The 23,982-nt window shown below is 68.0% G+C and carries 24 protein-coding genes; 5 read left to right on the forward strand and 19 right to left on the reverse strand.

Annotated elements, in window-relative coordinates; translation table 11 throughout:
• Nucleotides 1-15: 15 nt before the first annotated feature.
• From H976_RS0115065 to H976_RS0115125, 13 genes are all read right to left on the reverse strand, one after another.
• Nucleotides 16-213 carry a ferredoxin gene (locus tag H976_RS0115065; protein ID WP_027862227.1) on the reverse strand — a complete coding sequence of 66 codons (198 nt, stop codon included), beginning with the start codon at nt 211-213 and terminating at the stop codon, nt 16-18.
• Entirely contained in the window at nt 210-701 is a 492-nt protein-coding gene (locus H976_RS0115070; protein WP_027862228.1) for a pyridoxamine 5'-phosphate oxidase family protein, read from the reverse strand. The genes H976_RS0115065 and H976_RS0115070 overlap by 4 nt, the downstream gene beginning before the upstream one ends.
• Before the next feature lie 5 nt (nt 702-706).
• Nucleotides 707-1,681: an NAD(P)/FAD-dependent oxidoreductase gene (locus H976_RS0115075; RefSeq protein WP_231388951.1), complete on the reverse strand. Its 975-nt coding sequence runs from the start codon at nt 1,679-1,681 to the stop codon at nt 707-709.
• 38 nt (nt 1,682-1,719) lie between these two features.
• Nucleotides 1,720-2,475 carry a hypothetical protein gene (locus H976_RS0115080; RefSeq protein ID WP_027862230.1) on the reverse strand — a complete coding sequence of 252 codons (756 nt, stop codon included), beginning with the start codon at nt 2,473-2,475 and terminating at the stop codon, nt 1,720-1,722.
• Between the two features lie 3 nt (nt 2,476-2,478).
• A complete protein-coding gene (locus tag H976_RS26530; protein WP_155918289.1) occupies nt 2,479-3,018 on the reverse strand; it encodes a hypothetical protein in 540 nt (179 codons plus the stop codon).
• Entirely contained in the window at nt 3,011-4,279 is a 1,269-nt protein-coding gene (locus H976_RS0115090) for an MCE family protein (RefSeq protein ID WP_036226725.1), read from the reverse strand. Before H976_RS0115090 ends, H976_RS26530 begins: the two co-directional genes overlap by 8 nt.
• Before the next feature lies 1 nt (nt 4,280).
• Nucleotides 4,281-5,579: an MCE family protein gene (locus H976_RS26535; protein ID WP_051276867.1), complete on the reverse strand. Its 1,299-nt coding sequence runs from the start codon at nt 5,577-5,579 to the stop codon at nt 4,281-4,283.
• The gene (locus H976_RS26540; protein WP_051276868.1) at nt 5,576-6,766 is read right to left on the reverse strand and encodes an MCE family protein; all 1,191 of its coding nucleotides are present in this window, start codon (nt 6,764-6,766) and stop codon (nt 5,576-5,578) included. Before H976_RS26540 ends, H976_RS26535 begins: the two co-directional genes overlap by 4 nt.
• Nucleotides 6,766-7,746: an MCE family protein gene (locus H976_RS0115105; protein ID WP_027862232.1), complete on the reverse strand. Its 981-nt coding sequence runs from the start codon at nt 7,744-7,746 to the stop codon at nt 6,766-6,768. Before H976_RS0115105 ends, H976_RS26540 begins: the two co-directional genes overlap by 1 nt.
• Nucleotides 7,746-8,825 (reverse strand): MCE family protein, encoded by a 1,080-nt coding sequence (locus H976_RS0115110; protein WP_027862233.1) that lies wholly within the window; start codon nt 8,823-8,825, stop codon nt 7,746-7,748. Before H976_RS0115110 ends, H976_RS0115105 begins: the two co-directional genes overlap by 1 nt.
• Nucleotides 8,826-8,907: 82 nt before the next feature.
• Nucleotides 8,908-10,047: an MCE family protein gene (locus H976_RS26545; RefSeq protein WP_051276869.1), complete on the reverse strand. Its 1,140-nt coding sequence runs from the start codon at nt 10,045-10,047 to the stop codon at nt 8,908-8,910.
• Between the two features lie 4 nt (nt 10,048-10,051).
• Complete coding sequence (locus H976_RS0115120; RefSeq protein WP_027862234.1) at nt 10,052-10,891, reverse strand: ABC transporter permease; 840 nt, start codon at nt 10,889-10,891, stop codon at nt 10,052-10,054.
• A gap of 2 nt (nt 10,892-10,893) precedes the next feature.
• A complete protein-coding gene (locus H976_RS0115125) occupies nt 10,894-11,667 on the reverse strand; it encodes an ABC transporter permease (protein ID WP_027862235.1) in 774 nt (257 codons plus the stop codon).
• Between the two features lie 179 nt (nt 11,668-11,846).
• Between H976_RS0115125 and H976_RS0115130 the strand changes: the two genes are divergently transcribed.
• Complete coding sequence (locus H976_RS0115130) at nt 11,847-12,521, forward strand: ion channel (protein WP_231388952.1); 675 nt, start codon at nt 11,847-11,849, stop codon at nt 12,519-12,521.
• Between the two features lie 153 nt (nt 12,522-12,674).
• Complete coding sequence (locus tag H976_RS0115135; RefSeq protein ID WP_027862237.1) at nt 12,675-13,142, forward strand: hypothetical protein; 468 nt, start codon at nt 12,675-12,677, stop codon at nt 13,140-13,142.
• Nucleotides 13,143-13,157: 15 nt separating this feature from the next.
• Here the strand turns inward: H976_RS0115135 and H976_RS0115140 are convergent, their stop codons facing one another.
• The 5 genes from H976_RS0115140 to H976_RS0115160 form a co-directional block, all read right to left on the reverse strand.
• The gene (locus H976_RS0115140) at nt 13,158-14,465 is read right to left on the reverse strand and encodes a nitrate/nitrite transporter (protein ID WP_051276870.1); all 1,308 of its coding nucleotides are present in this window, start codon (nt 14,463-14,465) and stop codon (nt 13,158-13,160) included.
• A gap of 60 nt (nt 14,466-14,525) precedes the next feature.
• A complete protein-coding gene (locus tag H976_RS0115145; protein ID WP_027862239.1) occupies nt 14,526-14,966 on the reverse strand; it encodes a VOC family protein in 441 nt (146 codons plus the stop codon).
• A 109-nt stretch (nt 14,967-15,075) separates the two neighbouring features.
• Nucleotides 15,076-17,217: an excinuclease ABC subunit UvrB gene (uvrB, locus tag H976_RS0115150; RefSeq protein WP_027862240.1), complete on the reverse strand. Its 2,142-nt coding sequence runs from the start codon at nt 17,215-17,217 to the stop codon at nt 15,076-15,078.
• Nucleotides 17,218-17,263: 46 nt separating this feature from the next.
• Nucleotides 17,264-17,947, reverse strand: a complete 684-nt coding sequence (locus tag H976_RS0115155; protein WP_196804096.1) for a response regulator — start codon at nt 17,945-17,947, stop codon at nt 17,264-17,266.
• Nucleotides 17,944-19,614, reverse strand: coding sequence for a sensor histidine kinase (locus tag H976_RS0115160; protein ID WP_155918291.1), 1,671 nt, complete (start codon nt 19,612-19,614; stop codon nt 17,944-17,946). Before H976_RS0115160 ends, H976_RS0115155 begins: the two co-directional genes overlap by 4 nt.
• A 122-nt stretch (nt 19,615-19,736) precedes the next feature.
• Between H976_RS0115160 and H976_RS0115165 the strand changes: the two genes are divergently transcribed.
• From H976_RS0115165 to H976_RS0115175, 3 genes are read left to right on the forward strand one after another with little or no spacing between them, the layout of a single operon-like run.
• Nucleotides 19,737-20,564: an ABC transporter ATP-binding protein gene (locus H976_RS0115165; protein WP_027862243.1), complete on the forward strand. Its 828-nt coding sequence runs from the start codon at nt 19,737-19,739 to the stop codon at nt 20,562-20,564.
• Nucleotides 20,554-21,453, forward strand: coding sequence for an ABC transporter permease (locus H976_RS0115170; RefSeq protein ID WP_231388953.1), 900 nt, complete (start codon nt 20,554-20,556; stop codon nt 21,451-21,453). Before H976_RS0115165 ends, H976_RS0115170 begins: the two co-directional genes overlap by 11 nt.
• Before the next feature lie 28 nt (nt 21,454-21,481).
• Nucleotides 21,482-22,549 carry an ABC transporter substrate-binding protein gene (locus H976_RS0115175; RefSeq protein ID WP_036226659.1) on the forward strand — a complete coding sequence of 356 codons (1,068 nt, stop codon included), beginning with the start codon at nt 21,482-21,484 and terminating at the stop codon, nt 22,547-22,549.
• 120 nt (nt 22,550-22,669) lie between these two features.
• On the opposite strand, the gene H976_RS29595 is transcribed toward H976_RS0115175, so the two are convergent.
• Complete coding sequence (locus H976_RS29595; protein ID WP_196804097.1) at nt 22,670-23,803, reverse strand: integrase core domain-containing protein; 1,134 nt, start codon at nt 23,801-23,803, stop codon at nt 22,670-22,672.
• Nucleotides 23,804-23,982 lie beyond the last annotated feature (179 nt).

The following is a 23,982-nucleotide window of genomic DNA, read 5'->3' on the forward strand; positions in this document are numbered from 1 at the left end:
GTGAGGTGTGTCAGGTCAGGCGTCGACGATGCTCAGCGCGGACTTGGGGCACGAGGCGACGGCCTGCTCCACGACGGCCAGGTCCTCGTCGGTGACGTTCTCGTCGAGCACCTGCAGGTAGTCGTCGTCATCGATCTGGAAATGACTCGGAGCGAGCGCCTCGCACATGGCGTTGGACTCGCACAGGTCGAAGTCGACCTTGATCTTCTTCATGCTTCCTCCGTCTTGTTGCTGCCGGGAGGACCAGCCATCTTGTGGTGGTCCCAGCTGGCGACCTTGATGGGTTCGACCACGATGCCGACCCGCTTGCGTGCCTGCTTCTCGACGATCTCGTCGCCGAATTCCCCCAGGTCGACGTCGCCTGCCATCCGCTTGGCCACCCGGGCGCCGAGTGCGCGGATGTCGTCGTACTCCTCGACGAGACGGGCCTTGCCCTGGATGGTCACCCCGCGCAGCTCGAAGTAGTCCTCGCCGTCCTCGATCAGGCAGGTGATCCGGGGGTCACGGCGCAGGTTGACGACCTTCTGGGAGCGGCCGTAGGTCCAGAAGGCGACCATGCCGTCCTCGAGGACGTAGAACAGCGTGGTCAGGTGGGGGGTGCCGTCGGGACCGATGGTCGCGATCTGCACCTTCATGTTGTCGGTGAGGAACTGCTCGATCTCGCCGTCGCTCATGGTGACGGCGTTGCGTCCGGATGCCATACGGGTCAGGATCCTTCGCTCGAGTGGCCGGGGAACACGTGGGCGTCGGGGTCGACCACGACGGCGGCGTTGTTCACGGCAGTCGCGACCTCGCCGAAGCCGACGGCGATGAGCCGCACCTTGCCGTCGTACTCGGTGATGTCGCCGGCGGCGAAGATGCGCGGGACGTTGGTCTTCATCGCCGGGTCGACCTTGATGTGTCGCTTCTCGAACTCCAGGCCCCACTCCTGCATCGCGCTGAGGTCGGCGACGAAGCCGAGGGCCGCGACCACGGCCTGGGCCGGGCGGGTGAGCACGTCACCGTCGGTGGTGGTGATCTCGACGCTCTCGACGTGGTGCTCGCCGTTGAGTGCGGTGACCTGGGCCTGGGTGATCACCTCGGTGCGGCCGGCGAGGACCGCGTCGACGGTGGCCTGGTGGGCACGGAACTTGTCGCGGCGGTGCACCAGCGTCACCGACTTCGCGATCGGTTCGAGGCTGTGCGCCCAGTCGAACGCGCTGTCGCCGCCGCCCACGATGACGACGTCGCGGCCGGCGTACTCCGCGAAGGACGGCACGAAGAACACCAGCCCGCGGTCCTCCCAGCCGTCGCCGGCCGGCAGCGGTCGCGGCGTGAACTTGCCGATCCCGGCCGTGATGATGACGACCTTGGAGTTGACGACGGTGCCGTCGTCGAGCTCCATCCGGACGCCCGTGTCGTGGGACTTCAGCGCGGCGGCGGTGCGGTCGAGGAGGTACGTCGGCCTGGCGCTCGCCGCCTGCTTGACCAGCTCCTCGACCAGCTCACGGCCCTTGATGCTGGGAAAGCCGGCGACGTCGAGGATCAGCTTCTCCGGATAGAGGGCCGACACCTGGCCGCCCAGCTCCGGCAGCGAGTCGACGACCGCGACGCTCATGCCGCGGAAGCCGGCGTAGTAGGCACCGAACAGTCCGGCCGGGCCCGCCCCGACGATGAGAAGATCCGTCTCGACTTCGGCCACCACTGATCCTCTCAGGAACTAGAACACGTTCTAATCTATCAGAGCTGCTTGAGACTCGAGATGCGCCAGTCCCCACCAGCCGGGGTCAACGTCACGAGCAGTCTGCTGGTGGTGACGTGCTGGCCGCCAGTCTTTCCGGTGGCGAGCACGTTCAGGAACACCAGCGCGACCACCTTCTCCTCGCTCGCCGACACGATGGAGCTCGCACTCGCCTGGGCGGTCTGCTTGACCTGGTTGGCGACAGCGGTGGCCCGCGTCTTGGCGATGGTCGAGGCGTACTCCTTGCGGAAGCTGGCCCCCAGCACCTTCTCCGAGGAGGTGGCGTCCTGGTCGAAGGTCTTCCAGTCGTAGCTGAAGATCTTCTGGGTCAACCTGGTCGCTGCCTGCAGACCAGCGTCACGGGCGGTGGTCGACGTGATCGCGTCCGTGTTTTTGCCGGCGTCGGCGGGGTGCTGGTTGCCGTACCAGGCGAACGCGGTCACGGCCGTCAGGACCAGGCACAGCACCAGCAGGCCGATCATCAGCCGGAAGCTGGCCAGCACCGGGGGTCGTCCGGGCTCGTCCTCGTCGACGTGGTCTACCCGGTCGACCTCGTCGACCTGGTCGGCAGCGGGCGGTGGCGGTGCCTCCTCGTCCGCAACCTCGGGAGCGGGAGACGGCATCGGCTCGGCGACCGTGGTCAGGTCGCTCTGGCAGTAGCGGCACTTGATCGCGGCCCGCTTGATCGTCTCGGCGCAGAAGGGGCACTCCTTCTCGTCGGGCGCGAGGTCGGTGGCGGGCGTCTGGTCGGCCATCCCTCAGCTCACGAACTGCAGGTCGGACATGAGCCACTGACCGCCCTTGCGCGTCATGGTCAGCTTCAGCCGGTAGTAACGCGGCTCCGACTTGCCCTTGGTCGACTTGTTCTTCACCTGCGAGTCGGCCGCGACGAAGACCACGGCGTTGCTGTCGTCGATGTCGGCGATCCCGGTGCTGAGCACCTTCCCGCTCGAGACGGCCTGGGCGGTCTGGGCCGAGGCCTTCAGGTTGGTCTTCGCTCCGTCGTACTGCGACTTGAACGGTCCGGTGGCACCGGCGAGCACCTTCTCGATCAGCGGGTCCATGTCGGTGTAGTCGACGGTGAGGAAGGCGACCGTCTCGGCCTCGGCCGCCTTGGTGACCGCGCGGTACTCCCGGGAGAGCGCGGCTTCCTTCTCGTCGGCCGGACTGGCGTTGGCGCTGTCGATGAAGAAGAACGCCGAGGCGGCGACCAGCAGGAGCGCCAGGATCACGAGCATGACGTTGACGAAGCGCCATGACGTGCTCGAGGGTCCTGCGCCGACGGCAGGATCAGTCACCGGCGGCCTCCGGGCCCATCAGCATCCACTTCCATCCGTCCGCGCCGAACACGCTCTGCAGCCCTCCTCCGTTCTCGACGACCAGCGGCTGTCCGCTGCCGGTGTCGACCACACCCGTCCTCGCATCGTACGGCGCCACGCGATAGCTGCGGCCGGTTGCCCCGGAGGTGCCGGACTGAGGTGCGTTCCTGAACCCGCGCATCTCCTTGGGGTCCCCGGACTGGCACTGGGCCGGGTAGATCGGGGCGTCGGTGGTGTCGGTGGCCGGACGCCACTGGGACGGCGGCTTGTAGCCCTTGGTGCACGGTCCCACGGAGTTGTTGAACTGGAGGTTGATGTGGCCGTAGCCGTCACCCGGCGTTCCGGTGAACCCGGCGGCGATCACGTGCGGGAAGACGACGAGCATCTGCTCGAGCGCGGGGAGGTTCGCGGTCAGCACCTGGTTGGTGGTCACCAGGTTGGACAGGAAGACCGGCAGGGTCGGCTCCAGTCCCTTCAGCAGCGAGTTGACCTCGCGCACCGCGGGCGGTCCGCCCTGAAGCACGGTGCGGATGTCCTTGTCGGAGGTGCGCAAGGTGCCGGTGAGGTCGGCCAGGTCGCGGGCGAAGGCCTGGATGTCCTGCTCGTGCCTGGCCTGCGTCTTCAGCACCGTCTGCCCGGTGTTCAGCAGGGCGATGGTGGCGTCCTGGTTGGCGGCGGCCTCGTCGACGAAGTGGGAGCCCGAGTCGACCATCCGCTGCAGCGGGTTCGCCGTACCGCGGAACATGGTGCCGGCCTCGCCGATCACCGTCGACAGGTCGTTGCTGTCGACCGAGCTGACCAGTGAGTTCATCTGGGTCAGCAGCGTCTCCTCGCTCATCGGGAGGCTGGACTTGTCGCCGGCGATGGTGTCCCCCGCCTTGGCGTACGGCGGCTTGTCGTCGGGCGGCTCGAAGTCGAGGTACTGCTCGCCGACCGCCGAGAGGTTGTGCACGTGCATCTTGGTGTCGAGGGGAATCTTGGTGCCGTCCTCGAGGTTGAGGGTGAGCAGCAGACCCTTGCGGGTCACGTGCATGCCGGACACCTTGCCGACCTTGACGCCGCGGTAGGTGACCTCGCTCCCGGTGTACAGCCCGCCCGAGTCGGGCAGGGTCGCCTTGATGTGCAGCCCACGCCCGAGCAGCCGGTCGGTGAGGCCGAGGAAGCTGCTCGCCACGTAGACGATGCCCACCGCGCTGAGCACCAGGAAGGCGATCAGGCGCACTCTCACTCCGTGTGACACCTCAGCCACCTCCCCCGAGGCCGAGGAGACCACCGAGTCCGCCGCCACCGGACGAGCCTCCGCTGGAGGAGCCGCTCCCGCCCGACTTGTTGCCCAGGCCCAGGTCGGGGAGCGGGATCGGGTTCTTCTGCGAGGCGGCGCTGCCGGGCGGGCACAGCAGGTCGATGACAGCCTGCGGGGCGACCGCGCAGACGCTCGCCTTGAGGACCGGCGAGAGCGCGTCACACGCGGGCGCCAACGGCAGCGAGCTGCACAGGTTGATGACGTTGGGCAGCACCTCACCGGGCGACTTGATGACCTTGTTGAGGTCGATGTCCATGTGGAACAGCGCGTTGGCGTAGTCCCCGCGGACGATGTTGGCCGCCTCCTTCGGGAACGGGAAGCTGGCCAGCATGGACAGCCCGGGCGCCAATGCGTCGCCGGCGTCGCCGAGTCGGGTGAGGGTGGGCTGCAGGTGACGGAGCGAAGCCACGATGTTCTCGCGGCTGGCCTTGATGACCCGTGTGCCGACGACGCCGAGGGAGTCGAGCTGGCGCAGCATCGTCATCAGCGCCCGGTGCTGGCGGTTGAGCACCTTCAGCGCCGGTCCCATGCTGTCGATGGCCTCGCCGATGACGTCCTTCTCCTTGACCAGGGTCGAGGAGAGCTTGTCGATGGAGTCCATCGCGGCGATGATGTCGCTCTTCTGCTGGTCGAGCCCGCCGATCATCCGGTCGAGGTTGCCCAGCACGTGCCGGGCCTGGTCCTGACGGCCGTTCATCATGTTGTTCAGCTCGTGGCTGATCGTCTTCAGCTGGCCGATGCCACCGCCGCTGAGCACCATCGACAAGGCACCCAGGACCTCTTCGACCTCCGGGTTTCGGCTGGTGCGCGAGAGGGGGATGAAGTCGCCGTTGGAGAGCCGCTTGCTGCTCGCCGTACCGGGTGCGGGCTCGACGAGGGCGATGTACTTCTCACCCAGCAAGCTGGTCTGGCGTACGTCGACCTCGACGTTCTCCGGCAGGTCGATGTCCTTGCGCACTAGGAAGGTGACCCGGGCGTGCCAGCCGACCCGCTCGACGTCGCTGACCTGTCCGACCACCACGTCGTTGGCGTAGACGGCCGTGCGGGGCACCACGTTGAGGGCGTCGGCGAAGTCGGCGGTGACCTTGTAGGCGTCGCCGGCGCTGACCTTGTTGCCGGGCAGCGGGAGGTCGTAGGCGCCGTCGAACTTGCAGCCCGAGGCCACCAGGACGGTGACCAGGAGGAGCACCAGGGCCGCGATCGGCCTGGGTGCGCGCCTGCGGATGACGTGGGTCATGACTTGTTCCCCGCCTTCAGCGCGTTCAGCAGGCCGGCCAGCGAGGTGACAGGGGCGGAGCCGCCGAGCTTCAGCTGGGCCGGCGCGCTGTGGTTCTCCGACGGGTCGGCCCCGATCTGGTCGGCGAAGGGAGCGACGATCGTCCGGAGCAGGTCGCACGTGTTCTTGCTCGAGTCGCCGGGGAACTTCCCGGAGTTGACGATGATGTCGCACAGCATGTTGCCGAGGTTGGCGCCGTTCTCACCGACGTTGATCCGGGAGCCGATCGAGCGGGACTTGTTGTCGTAGGCGATGGTCAGGTTGTCCAGACCCAGTGCGCCGATCCGGGCCAGGGTGTTGAGGTCGTCCTTGTGGCGGGCGGTGACGCCCAGGAGCCGCGTCAGCTCCTTGACGTCCTTCTCCACCATGCCCTTGTTGTCGTGGACGAAGGTGCGCACCGTGCCGACCGCGTTGGCGAGCGCTGCCAGTGCCTTCGCGAGGTTGCCGCGGTCGGCCGCCAGCTGGCTGGACACCGAGGTCAGGTCGGACATGAAGCCGTCCACGAACCGGTCGTTGGCGGCCAGGGTGTCGGTCAGCTGCGACATGTTCTGCACCGAGTTGAACAACGGCCCGCTGCTGTCGCCGAAGGTCTGCACCGCGGCCGAGAGGTTGAGCAGGGTCTCGTTGCCGAGCTTGCCGTTGCCGCGCAGTGCCTTCGCGCCGGCAGTCAGCAGCGTGTCCAGGGCACCGTTCTTGTTGGCACCGTTGGGGCCGAGGGCCTGGGTCAGGTCGGAAAGGCTCTGGTAGATCCGGTCGAGCTCCACCGGGGTGCCGGTGTCCGGCAGCGCGATCTTGGCGTTGTCCTGCATGACCGGTCCCCCGGTGTACGCCGGAGCGATCTGCACGAACCGGTCGGCTGTCAGGGTCGGCGTGACGATTGCGGCCTTCGCGTCGGCGGGGAGCTTGTACTCGCCGTCGTACGTCATGGACACGCGCACGCGGTCGCCCTCGGGCACGACGGCGTCGACCGTGCCGATGTTGACGCCCATCACCCGCACCTCGGAGCCCTTGTAGATGCTCACGGTGCGGTCGAAGTACGCCGTGACGTGGCGACTGTCGGCCCCGCCGCTGCGCAGGCTGACGAAGCCCGCGACGAGCAGGAGCAGCACCACGACGGCGCCCAGGACCTTTCCGGAAAGACGGTTCATCACTTCGGACGCTCCCCGGGTGTGAACTCGGGAGTCCCGATGCTGGCCAGGTTGGGCACGAACGCGTCGAACCAGGGACCGGTGCCGATGATGTTGATCAGGATCGAGGCGTAGGGGCCGAGGTTGGTCAGCGTGGTGTCGATCTGCTTCTCCCGGCCGCGGAGGAAGGTCAGCGTCGTGTCGAGCTGCTTGAGCGCGTCGTTGATCTGGGCCCGGTTGTCGGTGGCCACCCCGCGCAGCTCGACGGCCAATCGCTGCGCGTTGACCAGCAGGGCGTGGATGGCGTCGCGGCGGGCGATCAGCTCCTTGAAGACCAGCTCACCGCTCTTCATCAGCGTGACCAGGTCACCGCGGCGCTGTGAGAGCAGCTTGGTGACGCGGTCGGCCCGGCCGAGCAGCGTCTGGATGCCCTCGTCACGGCTGGCGATCGCCTGCGAGATGCGGGACAGCCCGTTGAACGTGGACTTGATGTGCGGGCTGGCGGCGTTGATGGTGTCGCCGAGGGTGGTCAGCGCCTGGGAGAGCTGCGGGATCTTGATCGACTCGGTGGTGGTGGTCAGCTCGCTCAGGGTGGAGACGATGTCGTAGCTGCCGTTGGTGCGACTGACGGGGATGGTGTCGCCGCCGTGCATGGTGCCGCTGCCCTTCGGGGTCAGCTCGAGGTACTTCTCACCGAGGAGGTTCAGCACCTGTACGGACGCCTGGGTCTTCTCCCCCATCTCGGCGCCCTTGACGTTGATGTCGGCGGTGACGTGGTCGCCGCTGATCTTGATGTCGTCCACGCGCCCGACCCGGATGCCGGCGATCTGCACCATGTTGCCCTTGTGCAGGCCGCTCGCGTCGCGCAGCTGCACGTGGTAGCTGGTGCCCCGGAAGCCGGGGAACTTCTGGAGGTTGAAGGCCGCCGCCCCCACGATGAGGAGCACGACCAGGCTCACGGCGCCCAGACGCCGGATCGATCCTTCGCTGTGCCGCGCCATCAGGGATCACACCTCTTGGCGGTGCTGTAGAAGGACAGGTGGTCCAGCTTGTCCTGGATCGGCTTGACGATCTGGTTCAGCTCCGGCCCGAGGTCGGGCAGGATGATGCGGCCGCTGAAGTCGCAGAGGTAGTACTGGTACCAGGAGCCGTAGGTGCCGGTGCGGGTCTGGCGCTGGAGCATCACCGGGAGCCGGTTGAGCACCTCGTCGAGGGCAGCCTGGTTGCTCGGCTTGTTCAGCTGCTTCATCACCCGTCGCAGCTGGGCCACGTCGCTCTTGATGAACGGCCGGCCCTGGGTGAGCAGGCTGGCCACCTGCGCGGTGAGGCCGGAGAGGTTGCTGACCGAGGCACCGATCGCCTTGCGGTCGTGCGACAGGTTGCCCATCCAGTCCTTGAGCTGTACGACGAGCTCGCTGAGCTGGTTGTGCCGGTCGTCGACGGTCTTGAGCATCGCGGAGAGGTTGTCGATGACCTGCCCGATCAGCTGGTCCCGGTTGGCGAGCGCGTTGGTCAGCGACGCCGTGTGGTTCATCAGGCTGCCGATGGTGCCGCCCTCGCCCTGGAGCACCTTGACAAGGTTCAGCGAGAGCTGGTTGACCTCGGTCGGGGTGAGCGCCTGGAAGAGCGGCTGGAAGCCGTTGAACAGCTCGGTCAGGTTCAGGGCCGGGGTGGTGTGCGACGCGGGGATGCTGCCGCCGTCGGACAGCTTCCTGGCTCCGGGCTGCCCCTCCTCCAGCGCCAGGTAGCGGTCGCCGACCAGGTTGAGGAACCGGATCGAGGCCCGGGTCTGGGTGGTGACCGGCACGTCCTTCTTGACCTTGAAGGTGACCTCGGCGGCGTCACGGTCCTTGATCTCGACCTTCTTCACCGACCCGACGGTGACGCCGGCGATGCGGACGTCGTCACCCTTCTGGATCAGGCTGGCCGAGCTGAAGTCGGCCTTGTACTCGGTCTCCCCGCCGAACGCGAAGGATCCCATGATGGCGGTCAGCGTGCCGGTGACGATGATGCTGACGAGCACGAAGATGCCGAGCTTGATGGCGGCCAGCGTCGTCTTGACGTTGCGGGACTGGGTCATTCGAGGCCCCCGCGGGATCGTGTCCAGCGCGAGCGCAGCGAGCCCCTGCTCGCCCTGCGGTCGGTGTTTGGCGTGGGGTGAATCATTCGGGGTTGCCCCCGGTCGTGGAGTCGAGCTCGGTGCCGTTCTTGAAGTTGACCGGCGGCTCGAGCGGCACCTTCGGGTAGGGCAGGCCGTAGCACTTGGGACCGGCCCCGTGCTCGCCGTACGACGGGATGTCGCGCTTGTCGTAGGGCCGTCGCTGGGTGGCGGCCAGCGTCATGCTCTGTGACACCTTGGCGTCACGGAAGATCTGGTTGAGGCGGCCCGCGTAGCGTGCCGCACCCTTGAGCAGGCACGGGAGCTCGGGCGAGTAGGTGTCGAGCAGGCCCAAGAGCGGTCGCGAGACCGCGGGCGCCCGCACGATGTTGGCCTCGTTGGCGGTGAGCACACGCGTCGAGGTCTTGCCGAGGCCTGTCACGTCGGTGAAGAAGGTCTGCAGCTGCGCCTGCTTGTCGGTCACGGTGTGGGCCGTCGTGGTGGCGTTGCGAAGCAGGCGCACCAGGTCGGGGGCGGCGATCGAGTAGGACTTGCTGACGCGGGCGAGCAGCACGAGGTCCTGCTGGAGCGTGGGCAGGTGCACGTTCATGGTGGTCAGGTAGTCGTCGAGCTTGACGAAGGTCTCGCCCAGCTCGTTGCCGCGGCCGCGCAGCGCGGTGGCCAGCGCGTAGAGGGTGGAGCTCAGGTCGGCGGGCCGGATCGAGCGGAGCAACGGGAACAGGTCGGCGAGGATCTTCTGCAGCTCGACGTTGGTGCGCACGCGCGAGGACGGGATGACGTCGCCGTTGCTCAGCGCCTTCGCGGACGGGTCCTCCGGGTCCACGATCGAGATGTACTTCTGGCCGAACAGGGTCGTCGGCAGGATCTCGACGCTGACGTTCTCGGGGATGTCCTTCGCCGCCGAGGGCACCAGCGCGACCTTGATGACCGCCTGCTTGCCGTCGTTGCTGATCTCGCGCACGTTGCCGACCAGGGCACCGTGGCGTCGTACGTCACCGAAGCGGGCGAGCTGGAGCCCGGCGCTCTGCGCCTTGATGGTCACCATCGTCGGGTGGGAGAACGCCTTGTCGTAGATCGCGATCGACAGGCCGACGAGGACTGCGATCACGGTGAGGAAGGCGACGCCTGCGGTGAACAGCCGGGCGTGCTCGGCCCTGGTGTCGTGGGTGATGTTCACGAACATCGGATCACCCCGTGATCCGCACGGTCGTGGTCGAGCCCCAGATGGCGAAGCTCAAGAAGAAGTCGGCCACCACGATGGTGACGATCGAGCTGCGGATCGCGCGACCCACAGCAGTGCCGACACCGGCCGGGCCGCCGGAGGCGGTGTAGCCGTAGTAGCAGTGGATCAGGATGACGGCGACGGCCAGGAACATCAGCTTGACGAAGGAGTAGAACATGTCGATCGGCGGCAGGAACTGCAGGAAGTAGTGGTCGTAGGTGCCGGCCGACTGCCCGTAGATCAGCGTCGTGATCAGCCGCGGCGAGAGGTACGACGCCGCCAGCGCGACGATGTAGAGCGGGATGACGGCGATGAACGCGGCGATCATCCGGGTCGTGACCAGGAACGGGAGCGACGGCACCGCCATCACCTCGAGGGCGTCGATCTCCTCGGAGATGCGCATGGCCCCGAGGCGTGCGGTGTAGCCGCAGCCCACGGTCGCGGCCAGCGCGATCGAGGACACCAGCGGTGCCACCTCGCGGGTGTTGAAGTACGCCGAGATGAAGGCGGTGAACTTCGCGACCCCGATCTGGCTCAGCGACGCGTAACCCTGGATGCCGACCTCGGTGCCCGCGAAGAAGGCCATGAACGCGATCACGCCGACCGTCCCCGCGATCAGGGACAGGCCGCCGACACCGAAGGCCACCTCGGCCAGGGTGTTGGAGATCTCGCGCTTGTAGCGACGGATCGCGCGGGGGGTCCAGGCCAGCGCCTTGACGTAGAAGAGGAGCTGGTCGCCGCGCTCCTCGATCTTGAGGCGCTGCTCGCGGCCCAGCTCACGGCCGATCTCGGTGAGGGTCGCCATCGCTACAAGCCGTTCTGCGGGACGACTTGGAAGTAGATGGCCGTGATGATCGAGTTCAGCGCGAACAGGACCATGAAGGCGATGATCACGGCCTCGTTGACCGCCCGACCCACCCCGCTGGGCCCGCCGCCGGCCTTGAGGCCCTTGTAGGCACCCACGACGGCGGCCATGTAGCCGAACAGGACCGCCTTGATCATCGAGATGTAGAGGTCGGGCAGGCTGGCCAGAGCCGTGAAGCTGGAGAGGAACGCACCCGCGTTGCCGCCCTGCACGATCACGGTGAAGAAGTAGCCGCCCCCGATACCGGTGGCGATCACGATGCCGTTGATCATCAGCGCGACGAACACCGTGGCCAGGACGCGCGGCACCACCAGACGTTCGATCGGGTCGATGCCGAGGACCTCCATGGCATCGATCTCCTCGCGGATCTTGCGAGCCCCCATGTCGGAGCAGATCGCCGAGCCGGCCGCGCCGGCGATGATCATCGCGGCGGCGATGGGCGCGGCCTCGCGCACCACCGCGAGGACGGCGCTGGCCCCGGCGAAGGACTGGGCTCCCAGCTGACCGGTCAGGTTGCCGACCTGGAGGGAGATGACGGCGCCGAAGGGGATCGAGACCAGGATGGTCGGCATCAGCGTGACGCTGCAGATGAACCAGGCCTGCTCGATGAACTCACGGGTCTGGAACTTCGTGGTGAACACGGCCTTGGTGACGTCGCTGACCATGGCCGCGATCTCGCCGGGCCCGCGCAGGATCGACGCAGCACTGACGCCCATCGCTACCTCCCTGGCCGACCACAGCTCCGAGCAGTTCCCGGCGGACCGCCCCCGCGGCCGCCCAAACTTAGAACGTGTTCTCGTTTTGCGCAACCGTCCGAGCACGGGCTCTCAGCACTGAAGAACGAGTCGCCGGGTCGGAAGTCACGCGGTCAAGGTACGCACCTACACTCCGGGACGTGACGGAAACCACACGAACTGGGACGCCGTCTCACAGGCTGGTGATGCACCCCTCGGCACTGCTCCTGATGGCCCAGCTGCTGGCGATCGTGGCCTATCCCTTCCTCGACAGCTCGCGGGTCGGCTCGGCGGCTCTCGGGGTGATCTCCATGGTCGCGGTCGCCCTGGCCCTGTGGGTGGTGCGGAGCACTCCGGCCCTGACCGTCATCGCCGTCGTGCTCGGGGCACCGGCGGTGCTGATGACCGTGCTCGAGGCGGTCCTGGTCGACGAGGACTGGGTGACGCTCACCAGCGCCCTGCTGCATGCGCCGTTCTACTTCTACGTCTCCTACAGCCTGATCAGGTACCTCTTCCACGACGACCGGGTGACCACCGACGAGCTCTACGGCATCGGTGCCGCGTTCACCGTGGTCGCCTGGGGGTTCGCTTACGTGTACCTCGCGGTAGTGATCCTGGCGCCGGGCTCGATCGGGCCGCTTGGGGACGGCACCGAGCGATTCTTCGAGCTGCTGTTCTTCTCCTTCACCAACCTCACCAGCGTCGGCCTCTCCGACATCGTGCCGACGGCCGACCACGCCCGGTCGTGGGTGATCCTCGAGCAGGTGGCGGGAGTGCTGTACGTCGCGATGGTGATCTCCCGCCTCGTCGCGCTGACCGTGCGCCGCCACGACTGACGACCGGCCAGCACGACTGACCAGCACGACTGACCAGCACCCGCCACGACGGTGTGGCCACTGGCCCCCGCGCAGGAGTCGTGCGACGCTCCAAGTCAGCACTCGTCATTGCCGGCGTCCTGTCGGCGTCTCCGACACGAAGGACCGACCGTCATGCGCACCTCGCTCGTTCTCGCGGCCCTCGCCCTGTCCCTCGGCTCACTCACCGCGTGTGGCTCCGACGAGAACAGCGCGGACAGCTCCTACTGCAAGGACCTGAAGGCCGACAAGGCCTACTTCGACAGCTTCAACGGCAGCAGCCCCGACGTCAGCAAGCTCGACGAGGCCTTCGACCGGATGCACTCCCTGGCCGATGAGGCTCCTGACGCGGTCAAGGACGACTGGAAGGTGCTCGACGGTGCGCTGACCACCATCACCGACGCGTTCAAGGACGCCGGCATCAAGCTCTCCGACCTCGACAAGCTGCAGCAGGGTCAGATCCCCAAGGGAGCCGACCCGCAGAAGCTGGCGGCGCTGGCCCCCAAGCTGCAGGAGATGAGCAGCGGCAAGGTGGAGACGGCCTCCAAGAACATCTCCAAGCACGCCAAGAGCACCTGCAAGGTGACGCTCGGCTCCAGCTGACCACCGATCGGCCGCTCAGTGGCGGTCGATCACCTGCGCGAGCTCGGCGTCCTCGGCCTGCTGCCGCAGGATGAGGGCACGCGTGCGCACCCGGTAGCGCCAGATCTGCACCAGTCCGACGGCCCAGAGCAGGTACTGCACGCTCATGGCCCAGCGGAAGGCAGAGGCCGGGTAGTCGGTGCCGCTGCCCGGTGTACGCCAGTCGAGCACCAGCCCGATGGCCACCACGAGGAAGAGGCTGGCGTAGAAGCCACCCTGGTTGATGATCCCGGTGGCCGCGCCCAGCCGGTGTGCGGGGTTGGAGGTGCGGCCGACGTCGAAGCCGATGATCGACGCCGGTCCCCCGAGCCCGGCGAAGACGACCAGCGCCACCAGGAGCCAGAGCGGCGCGTTGCCCGGCCAGAGGAGTACGGCGGTCCAGGCGGCGACGAGCGCGCCGACGATGCTCAGCACCATCGTGGACCGGTGCCAGGGGTGCGCCCCGACGAGCCAGCCGAGCACCGGCCCCGAGGCCATGATGGCGACCACGATCAGGGTGAGCAGCAGCCCGGCCGTGGCCGGGGAGCGGCCCTCGCCGCGCACGAAGAAGGGGTACCCCCAGAGCAGGCTCATCGTGGTGGCGCTGAACTGTGAGGTGAAGTGCATCCAGAAGCCGAGCCGGGTCCCGGGCTGGGCCCAGGAGTCGCCGAGGTTCTGCCGGACCGACGACAGCGAGAGCTGGGGACCGTGCACGTGTCGCTTGCCCGGTGCGTCCCCGAGCAGGAACAGGAGGGCCACGATGAGCAGCACCCCCACGGAGGCCGCGGCCAGGTACGCCGGCGTCCAGCCGAGGTGACCCAGAGCCCAGGTCATCGGGATCGCTGCGACGACCGCACCGAGCTGGCCCAGGGTGCCGGTCAGCTGGGTGACCAGCGGGATCCGGCGTACCGGGAACCAGCTGCTGACCAGCCGCAGCACGCAGATGAAGGTCATCGCGTCGCCGATCCCGACGAAGGCACGCGCCACCAGGGCCACCGGATAGCTCTCGGCGAAGGCGAACGCTGCCTGCGCCACCGTCAACATCACCAGTCCGGTGAGCAGCACGCTGCGCGGCCCGAACCGGTCGATGACCAGGCCCACCGGCACCTGCATGCCGGCGTACACCAGGAGCTGGAGCATGGTGAAGGTCGCGAGCTGGGTCGCGGAGATGTGGAAGCGCTCGGTGGCCACCAGCCCGGCCACGCCCAGCGAGGAGCGGTGGAAGACGGCCAGGACGTAGATCAGCATCCCGACGATCCAGACGACCCATGCCTCGCGCGGAGTCGATCGCGAGGGTGCCGTCACTGGCGCAATTCTACGCGCGCCGCCGACTCCTCCTGACCACGAGCGGTGTGGCCTCGGTCATCAGTCGAGGCAGAACTCGTTGCCCTCCGGGTCGCCCATGATGATGTGCCCCGCGCTCACACCGCCGGGCTCGTGGCGCTCCAGGCGGGTGGCTCCCAGCCCGGTCAGTCGCTCGGCCTCCGCCTCGAGGGCGGCCATCCGGTCGTCACCCTGCAGGCCTGGCGCGGCGCGGACGTCAAGGTGCACGCGGTTCTTCACGGTCTTGCCCTCGGGCACCTTCTGGAAGAACAACCGCGGCCCCACCTTGTCGGGGTCGCTGACCGCGCTGTAGTCGTTGCGCTGCTCCTCGGGGATGCCCCAGGCGTCGAGCGCCTCCTCCCAGGAGGCGAACGGCGCGGGCGGTGCTTCGGGCGGATATCCGAGCACCTCACCCCAGAAGGCACTGAGCCGCGCTGGGTCGGCGCAGTCGAAGGTCACCTGGACCTGCTTGATCGTGCTCATGAGCGTCGTCCGGTGCGTGCGATGGCAAGGCGGAGGAGGGAAGGCGGGCTTGAAGCGAAGCGCCCGTCGACCGACGACAACGCCGCCAGCGTGCGTGTCCGGGCGGCGCTCATCGGGTCGCCTCCATCATCTGGCGGAGCTCTTTCTTGAGGTCGGAGATCTCGTCGCGCAACCGGGCTGCCAGCTCGAACTGGAGCTCACCGGCCGCGGCGTGCATCTGCTCGGAGAGCTGTTGCACGAGCTCGGCGAGGTCGCTGGACGGGATGCCAGCGGTGTCGGGCAGCCGCTCGTGCATCCGCTCGACCTTGTCGGCTCCCATCCGGGACAGCCCCGGCACGGGGGCCTTCTTGCTGCGGTCGCCGCGGGCACCGGTGCCCTGCCAGGTCTGGAGCAGCTCCTGGGTGGTCTCGTCCTCACGGGCGAGCATGTCGGTGATGTCGGCGATCTTCTTGCGCAACGGCTGGGGATCCACACCGTGGGCCACGTTGTAGGCGACCTGCTTGGCGCGACGGCGGTTGGTCTCGTCGATGGCCATCTCCATCGAGGGCGTCATCCGGTCGGCGTACATGACCACCTGGCCGGAGACGTTGCGCGCGGCGCGACCGATCGTCTGGATCAGGGACTTGTCGGAGCGCAGGAAGCCCTCCTTGTCGGCGTCGAGGATGGCGACCAGCGACACCTCGGGGAGGTCGAGCCCCTCGCGGAGCAGGTTGATGCCGACGAGCACGTCGTACTCCCCCAGCCGCAGGTCACGCAGCAGCTCGATGCGCTTGAGGGTGTCGACCTCGGAGTGGAGGTAGCGGGTGCGGATGCCGTTCTCGAGGAGGTAGTCGGTGAGGTCCTCGGACATCTTCTTGGTCAACGTCGTGACGAGGACCCGCTCGTTCTTCTCCACGCGTGCATTGATCTCGCCCATGAGGTCGTCGATCTGGCCCTTGGTCGGCTTGACGATCACCTCGGGGTCGACGAGGCCGGTGGGCCGGATGATCTGCTCGACGACGTTGTCGATGCCCCCGCCCTTGCTGATCTCGTAGTTGCCCGGGGTCGCGGAGAGGTAGACGGTCTGGCCGATCCGGTCGAGGAACTCCTCCCAGCGCAGCGGGCGGTTGTCCATCGCGCTCGGCAGCCGGAAGCCGTGGTCGACCAGGTTGCGCTTACGGGACATGTCGCCTTCGTACATCCCCCCGATCTGGGGCACTGCGACGTGGGACTCGTCGACGACGAGCACGAAGTCTTCCGGGAAGTAGTCGAGCAGGCAGTTGGGGGCGCTGCCACGGGAGCGGCCGTCGATGTGCATCGAGTAGTTCTCGATGCCGGAGCAGGAGCCGACCTGGCGCATCATCTCCACGTCGTAGGTCGTGCGCATCCGGAGCCGCTGGGCCTCGAGGAGCTTGCCCTGCTTCTCGAAGGAGGCCACCTGCTCCTCGAGCTCGGCCTCGATGCCGTTGATCGCCCGCTCCATCCGGGCCGGACCGGCGACGTAGTGGGTGGCCGGGAAGACGTAGACCTCGTTGTCGTCGGTGAGGATCTCGCCGGTGACCGGGTGCAAGGTCATCAGCCGCTCGATCTCGTCGCCGAAGAACTCCACCCGCACGGCGTGCTCCTCGTAGACCGGGAAGATCTCCAGGGTGTCACCGCGCACGCGGAAGGTGCCTCGGGTGAAGGAGAGGTCGTTGCGGGTGTACTGGATCTCGACGAGCCGGCGGAGGACGTCGTCGCGGTCCATCTCGTTGCCGACCTTGAGCCGGAGCATGCGGTCGACGTACTCCTGCGGGGTGCCGAGGCCGTAGATGCAGGACACCGTCGAGACCACGATGACGTCGCGCCGGGTCAGCAGCGAGTTGGTCGCCGAGTGGCGAAGCCGCTCGACCTCCTCGTTGATCGAGGAGTCCTTCTCGATGTAGGTGTCGGTCTGCGGGACGTAGGCCTCGGGTTGGTAGTAGTCGTAGTAGGAGACGAAGTACTCGATCGCGTTGTCGGGGAACAGCTGGCGCAGCTCGTTGGCGAACTGGGCGGCCAGCGTCTTGTTGGGCTGCATCACCAGGATCGGTCGCTGGAGCTGCTCGGCCACCCAGGCGACGGTCGCGGTCTTGCCGGTGCCGGTGGCACCGAGCAGCACGACGTCCTTCTCCCCGCCCTGGATGCGCTTCACGATCTCCGCGATCGCGGTCGGCTGGTCGCCGGAGGGGGTGTACTCCGACTTCACCTCGAACGGCGCCACCCGGCGCTCGAGATCGGTCACTGGACGCATGCATCCAGCCTACGGGCGACCACTGACGCTTCTCGAAAACCCGGTGTCAGGCCCGGCTCCCCAGCCACTCGAAGCAGTGCTCGGGCCGCCCCGTCGAGCCGTAGCGCAGGGTGAGCTGGACACGGCCGTCGCGGGCGAGGTCGGAGAGGTAGCGCTGGGCCGTGGCACGCGAAACGCCCGTGGCGTCCGCGACCTCGACCGCGGTGAGGGCGTCCTCGGCCGCGCGCAAGACCTCCACGATCGCCTCGGAGGTCACCGGCGAGCGTCCCTTGGGAGAGCGCGCGACCGGGGTGTCGGCCGTCCGCAACGCCTGGAGTGCGCGGTCGACGCCGGTCTGGTCGAGCTCGGCGCCGCTCTCCAGCACCTGCCAGAAGCGACGGAACGCGGCCAGCCGCTCGACCAGCACGCCGGGCGGGAACGGCTTGAGCACGTAGTTGAGGGCACCGGCCGCGATCGCACGTCGTACGACGGTCGGGTCCTCGGCGGCGCTGACCATCATCACCGCGGCACCGAACCGCCCGATCGCGGCGGAGCCGCTGCCGTCGGGCAGGTACTCGTCGAGCAGCACCAGGTCGGGCGGCGTCCGCTCGGCCTGCTCGAGGGCCTCCGCGATCGTCCGGGCGACGGCTACGACCTCGAAGCCCTCCGCCTGTCCGACGTACGACGCATGCAGCTGGACCACCCGGAAGTCGTCGTCGACCACCAGCACCCTGATCGGTGGCCGGCTCACCGCACGCTCTCTTCCTGGGTACGACGGTCGGCAGGTCGCGTCGCGAGCACTCCAGCGAGCACCGCCTCGAACGCAGCTCCGTGATCGGCTCCGCCGCCGTCGACGAGAGTGACATCGCCACCGTGAGCCCGGGCGGTGTGACGGGCGAGGGCCAGACCGATCCCGTGGCCCGCGGCGCTCGAGTCACGCGTGGTGAACCCGTGGTCGTAGAGCTGGCCGGCCAGCTCCGGCGGCACCCCGTCGCCACTGTCGGCGACGTGCACCACGAGGTCGGCGCCGTCGGACACGAGCGTCACCTCGACCCAGCGCGGGTCACGTGCGCCCTCCTCGGCCGCGCGGATACCGTTGTCGATCAGATTGCCGACGACGGTCACCACGTCGAGGGGATGGACGACCCGCGCGTCCAGCCAGGTCGCCTCCGACACGACCAGCGACACCCCGGCCTCGGAGGCAGCGGCGGCCTTGGCGGCGAGCAGGCCCGCCAGGTAGGGGTCGTCCACGCCGGTCACCCAGGTGGTCTGGGCATTCAGCTCCTCGACGTACCCACGAGCAGCGTCGAGGTCGCCGTGGTGGAGCATCCCGGTCAGCGTGTGCAGGCGGTTGCGGTGCTCGTGGGACTGTGCGCGCAGCGCGTCGGTCAGCGCCCGGGTGGCTTCGAGCTCGCGCGCGAGGTGATCGAGGTCCGACCGGTCGCGCAGGATCAGCACCTGGCCGAGGTCACGGCCGTCACGCTGCACCACCAGCCGCGTGGCCACGACGACCCGGCCGCCCACGACGCGGAGCACGCCGTCCGGCGCCGGCTCCTGCTGGAACAGGTCCACCAGCTCGGGCCCGGCGCCTGAGTCCTCGATCGTGGTGCCGCGCCGTAGGCCCCGCCCGGCCGACGGGCCGACGAGCCGGTCGGCCTCCGGGTTGCTCACGGTGACGCGGCCGTCCGTGTCGACGGCCACGACCGCGTCGCGTACGCCGCCGAGTACCGCTGCGTGCTCCCGGAGCAGGTCGGCCATCTCCTCGGGCTCGAGACCCAGCGTCGTACGACGGAGTCGGCGCACCAGCGTGACCGCGCCGACCACCCCGACCGCGAGTGGTGCGAGCGCGACCAGCGCGAGGAGGAGCACCAGCTTGCGGGTCTCGTGGGAGATCTCCGAAGTGGCGATGCCGACGCTCACCTCACCCACCACCTGGCCGTCGGCGTTGCGCAGCGGGACCTTGCCTCGCGCCGAGTAGCCCAGGGTGCCCTTCTCGATGGTGACGACCTCGCGCCCTCTGAGCGCCTCGTCGGGACTGGTGCTGACCATCTTGCCGACGTTGGAGGGGGTCGGGTGGCTGAAGCGGATGCCGTGGTCGTCGGTGACGACGACGTACAGCGCCTGGGTCTCCCGACGTATCCGCTCGGCCTGTTGCTGGAGCGGGCCGGCGGGATCCGGCCGGTCCGTGGTCACCCTTTGGGCGACGGTCGGGTCCGAGGCCAGGCTCCGCGCGATGGCGAGCGCGCGCTGCTCGTACTGCTGCTCGAGGTCGCGCCGCAGCACGTACGTCGACGCCGCGAGCGACACCAGCACGACCACCACCAGGAGCAGCAGCAAGGCCACCGCGGCCTGGGTGCCCAGGGCGAGGCGACGACGTGTCCCCCGGCGGCGGGGCACCGGCGGTGAGGAGCGCGGCACCGACTCACTGTACGACCGCACGACCCCATGAGCAGAACGCGCAGAACGCAGTTTGTGCGGGCTTCGTCGTCAACCTGCACAAGGATGGTGACAGCCGTCACAGGCTCCTACGGTCCTGCCCCATGACCCAGAACACCACCACCGCCGGCTCACCGGCCATCGCGTTGCGAGACGCGACGAAGCGGTTCCCGACCAAGGACGGCGGCACCTTCACCGCGATCCGCGACGTGACCCTGGACATCGCCGCTGGCGAGTTCGTGGCCGTCGTCGGACCCACCGGTTGTGGCAAGTCGACCACTCTCTCGCTCGTGTCCGGGCTCGAGCCCGCGTCGAGGGGAACGGTCCGCGTGCACGACGCACCGGTCACCGGGATCCCCGACGGCGTCGGGTACATGTTCCAGGCCGACGCCGTGCTGCCGTGGAAGAACGTCCTCGACAACGTCGCGCTCGGCCCGCGCTACCGGGGTATGCCGAAGCGGGACGCCGAGGCCAAGGCGCGCGACTGGATCGAGCGCGTCGGACTGACCGGTTTCGAGGACCGCTACCCCCACCAGCTCTCCGGCGGGATGCGCAAGCGCGTCGCGATGGCGCAGACCCTGATCACCGAGCCGTCGCTGCTGCTCCTCGACGAGCCCTTCGGCGCGCTCGACGTGCAGACCCGGGAGCTGATGCAGGACGAGCTGCTCGAGCTGTGGTCCGGCACCGGGGCGGCCGTCGTGTTCGTCACCCACGACCTCACCGAGGCGATCAGCCTCGCCGACCGGGTCGTCGTGATGACCGCCGGCCCGGCCACCATCAAGGACGTCGTCGACATCGACCTGCCGCGTCCACGCCGGGTCGAGGAGATCCGGCTCACCCCGGAGTTCATCGAGATCTACAAGCGCGTGTGGGACTCCCTGCGCGAAGAGGTCGAGATCACCCGAGCCAGAGGAGCCTCCCGTGTCGCTTGAGACCCAGCACCCCGACAGCACCGTGACCGCATCGTCTGCCTCGACCGCATCGACCGCATCGACCGCCGATGGGGAGACCGCACCCAGGAAGCGGCGTACAAGGGACTGGAGGGTCGTCACCGGCGTCCGCATCCTGCTCGTCGTCGTGTGGCTGGCCTCGTGGGAGATCGCGGCCCGCACGATCATCGACCCGTTCTTCTACTCCAGCCCCTCGGCGATCTGGCAGAAGCTGGTCACCTGGTTCACCGAGGGCACCTCGCAGGGCTCGATCTGGTCCAACATCCTGATCACCCTCGAGGAGGCCGTGCTCGGGTTCATCATCGGCACCATCGCCGGCGTCGTGCTCGGTGTGCTGCTCGGCCGCAGCCGCTTCCTGGCCGACGTGCTCGCCCCGTTCATCAAGGGCGCCAACGCGATCCCGCGCATCGTGCTGGCGTCGCTGTTCGTCATCTGGTTCGGCCTCGGACTGTCCTCGAAGGTCGCCACCGCGTTCGTGCTCGTCTTCTTCGCGGTGTTCTTCAACGCCTTCCAGGGCGCCCGCGAGGTCGACCGGGTGCTGGTTGACAACGCCCGCATCCTCGGCGCGAACCGGCGCGACCTGCTGCGCACGATCATCCTGCCCAGCGCGACGTCCTGGATCCTCGCGTCGATGCACGTGGCCTTCGGCTTCGCCCTGATCGGCGCTGTGGTCGGCGAGTTCACCGGCGCCGACAAGGGCATGGGGCTGCTGATCAACAAGTCCCAGGGCAACTTCGACGCCCCCGGCATCTACGCCGGGATGCTCGTCATCACCGTGATCGCCCTCGTGGCCGAGTGGCTCATCACCCGACTGGAACGACGGCTCACGTCGTGGCGACCACCGTCCACGAGCCAGGCCGCCGGCATCTGACTCCCCCACCATCACAAGGAGAACTCACATGAAGAACAGCACCCGGCGCATCGCCGCCACCCTCACCGCGGCCGCGCTGGCCGCCTCCACCGCAGCCTGCGGACGTACGTCGTCCACCGGTTCCGACAACGGCGACGACGCCTCCGGCACGCCCAAGGTGAGCATCATGGTCGGCGGCATCGACAAGGTGATCTACCTGCCCGCGATGCTCACCGACCGGCTCGGCTACTTCAAGGACGCCGGGGTCGATGTCTCCCTGAAGACCGAGCCGTCGGGCGCCACGGCTGAGAACGTGCTCGTCGCCGGCAAGGTGCAGGGCGTGGTCGGGTTCTACGACCACACCGTCACGTTGCAGGCCCAGGGCAAGTGCATCGAGAGCGTCGTACAGCTCGCGAAGGTGCCGGGCGAGGCCGAGGTCGTCTCGACGAAGTCGGCCGGGTCCGTCGCGGGCGCCGACGACTTCTCCGGCAAGAAGCTCGGGGTCACCTCACCGGGGTCGTCGACCGACTACCTGACGCAGTACCTCGCCAAGAAGAACGGCATCGACAGCGAGAAGTACACGACCGTGACCGCTGGCGCGGGCTCGACCTTCATCGCTGCGCTGCAGAACGGCGGGATCGACGCCGGCATGACCACCGACCCGACGATCGCCTCGGCGGTCGACAAGGGCCTCGGCAAGGTGATGATCGACATGCGCACCGAGGAAGGGACCCAGAAGGCGCTCGGCGGTCTCTACCCGGCGGCGTCCATGTACATGGACTGCAGCTACGTGAAGGAGAACCCGAAGACCGTGCAGAAGCTGGTCAACGCGTTCGTTCGGACGATGAAGTGGATCCACACCCACAGCGCCGCGGAGATCGCGGCCAAGATGCCGAAGGACTACAACGGCGGCGACCCGGCGCTCTACGAGAAGTCCATCAAGGACTCCTCGACGATGTTCACCCCCGACGGCGTGATGCCCGACGGTGGACCGGAGACCGTGCTCGACGTGCTCGGCACCTTCAGCGACGTGGTCAAGGAGAAGAAGGACGACATCGACCTCTCCAAGACCTACACCACGAAGTTCGCGGAGGCCGCCCAGGGGAATGCCGGGTAGTCACAGCAGCCCCACAGGACGCAGGTTTCCCCGGGCGCCCGGGGAAACCTGCGTCGTGTCACACCAGGGCCGCCGTACGCCGCTGTGATGTCTCGGGTTCGTCCGGACAGTGTTGGTGTCTCAGGTCAGTGTGGACACTTCGCTCGGGTTGGGTCGAGGGGCTTGGTCCCCCAGGACTCCGTAGTAGTGCTTTCCGGGGGTGAGGTGCTGGCTTCGGATCAGGGTGCCGTGGGGGTCGAAGATGCTGACGGTGTCGCCGTTTCGGACGACGGTGACCTTGGTCCGGGCGTGCTTGCGGCTGAGGTTGACTGAGATGCGGTGGAAGTGGACGCGGCCGGCGAAGTCGGTCTTGTAGGTCTTCGCGCTGACCGGCATCGATCTGGGTGTCGCGGGCGGCAATGGTGGGATCGGCTCCAACGCTGTAGGCCCGTCGCTGAGTGCCTGGGCAGGGGTGCGCATTGCGAGTGCCTGATGGGGCCGTTCGTGGTTGTAGGCATGGTCGAAGTAGTCGATCTGGGCGCGCAGCTCGCTGATGCTTTGCGCTCCTGGCTGGGCTCGCAGCCAGCGTTGGGTGGTGGCATGGACCCGTTCGTCCTTGCCCTGGGTCTGGGGGTGTCCAGGCTTGCCCGTGATCGCTCTGCATCCCAGCGCTTGGAGGTGTTCGACCAACTGGGAGCGTCGACCCATCCGGGTCTGGTTGAACGCGGTGCCGTTGTCGCTGAGCAGCCGGTGTGGCACCTGGAACGCTGCGATGCCTTTGCCCAGAACGGTGAGTGCGCCACTGGTGGTCTCGCCGATCTCGACATGGCTGGCGACGATGAACCGCGACTTGTCGTCGAGGAGCTGGTAGACGTTGGCGATCGACCCCACCGCATCGGCCAGTGGCCACTGGAAGGTGTCCAGCTGCCAGCACACATGCGCCAGCGGGGCCTCGAACCTTCGATAGCTGGACCGGGGCCGCTTCTGCGGCTGAGGAACCACCATTCCCCGGCGGGCAAAAACCCGCGCCAGCGTCGAGGCCGCGGGCGCTGCGATACCCATCTGCTGGAGCCGATACCGCACGCTAATCGGCCCGTGGTCCCAACCCGCGTCCGCCAGCTCCTTGCGGAGCCGGACCGCGAGCTCCTCGACCTCGATGGGAATCGCCAACGGCGAACGAGCCACCGAACGCTGACGTTGAACCATCGCCTCCTCGGCACCGGCCCGCCTCGCCAGCGCCTTGATCTCATAGAAGCGTGACCGGGAGATCCCCACCTCCCGACAGAACCTCGTCACCGCCCCCCGAGGAGCATCTTCAGGCCAGGCCACCACGACAGCCCGAACGTCCACCGGAACCACCCTGTCTGCCATGAACGCACCATGCGCTCACAACCGCTCGAGTGTCCGGACCAACCCAAGACAGAACTGTCCGCAATGACAAAGGACAGAACAGC

Origin of the sequence: Marmoricola sp. URHB0036 (genome assembly GCF_000426045.1) — a bacterium.
GTDB lineage: Bacteria > Actinomycetota > Actinomycetes > Propionibacteriales > Nocardioidaceae > Marmoricola.

Bases quoted from the DNA above. Each gene is read 5' to 3' on its own strand.
- H976_RS0115065 (WP_027862227.1), bottom strand. From the start codon at position 213: ATGAAGAAGATCAAGGTCGACTTCGACCTGTGCGAGTCCAACGCCATG.
- H976_RS0115070 (WP_027862228.1), bottom strand. From the start codon at position 701: ATGGCATCCGGACGCAACGCCGTCACCATGAGCGACGGCGAGATCGAG.
- H976_RS0115080 (WP_027862230.1), bottom strand. From the start codon at position 2,475: ATGGCCGACCAGACGCCCGCCACCGACCTCGCGCCCGACGAGAAGGAG.
- H976_RS26535 (WP_051276867.1), bottom strand. From the start codon at position 5,579: ATGACCCACGTCATCCGCAGGCGCGCACCCAGGCCGATCGCGGCCCTG.
- H976_RS26540 (WP_051276868.1), bottom strand. From the start codon at position 6,766: ATGAACCGTCTTTCCGGAAAGGTCCTGGGCGCCGTCGTGGTGCTGCTC.
- H976_RS0115105 (WP_027862232.1), bottom strand. From the start codon at position 7,746: ATGGCGCGGCACAGCGAAGGATCGATCCGGCGTCTGGGCGCCGTGAGC.
- H976_RS0115110 (WP_027862233.1), bottom strand. From the start codon at position 8,825: ATGACCCAGTCCCGCAACGTCAAGACGACGCTGGCCGCCATCAAGCTC.
- H976_RS26545 (WP_051276869.1), bottom strand. From the start codon at position 10,047: ATGTTCGTGAACATCACCCACGACACCAGGGCCGAGCACGCCCGGCTG.
- H976_RS0115120 (WP_027862234.1), bottom strand. From the start codon at position 10,891: ATGGCGACCCTCACCGAGATCGGCCGTGAGCTGGGCCGCGAGCAGCGC.
- H976_RS0115125 (WP_027862235.1), bottom strand. From the start codon at position 11,667: ATGGGCGTCAGTGCTGCGTCGATCCTGCGCGGGCCCGGCGAGATCGCG.
- H976_RS0115135 (WP_027862237.1), top strand. From the start codon at position 12,675: ATGCGCACCTCGCTCGTTCTCGCGGCCCTCGCCCTGTCCCTCGGCTCA.
- H976_RS0115145 (WP_027862239.1), bottom strand. From the start codon at position 14,966: ATGAGCACGATCAAGCAGGTCCAGGTGACCTTCGACTGCGCCGACCCA.
- uvrB (WP_027862240.1), bottom strand. From the start codon at position 17,217: ATGCGTCCAGTGACCGATCTCGAGCGCCGGGTGGCGCCGTTCGAGGTG.
- H976_RS0115165 (WP_027862243.1), top strand. From the start codon at position 19,737: ATGACCCAGAACACCACCACCGCCGGCTCACCGGCCATCGCGTTGCGA.
- H976_RS0115175 (WP_036226659.1), top strand. From the start codon at position 21,482: ATGAAGAACAGCACCCGGCGCATCGCCGCCACCCTCACCGCGGCCGCG.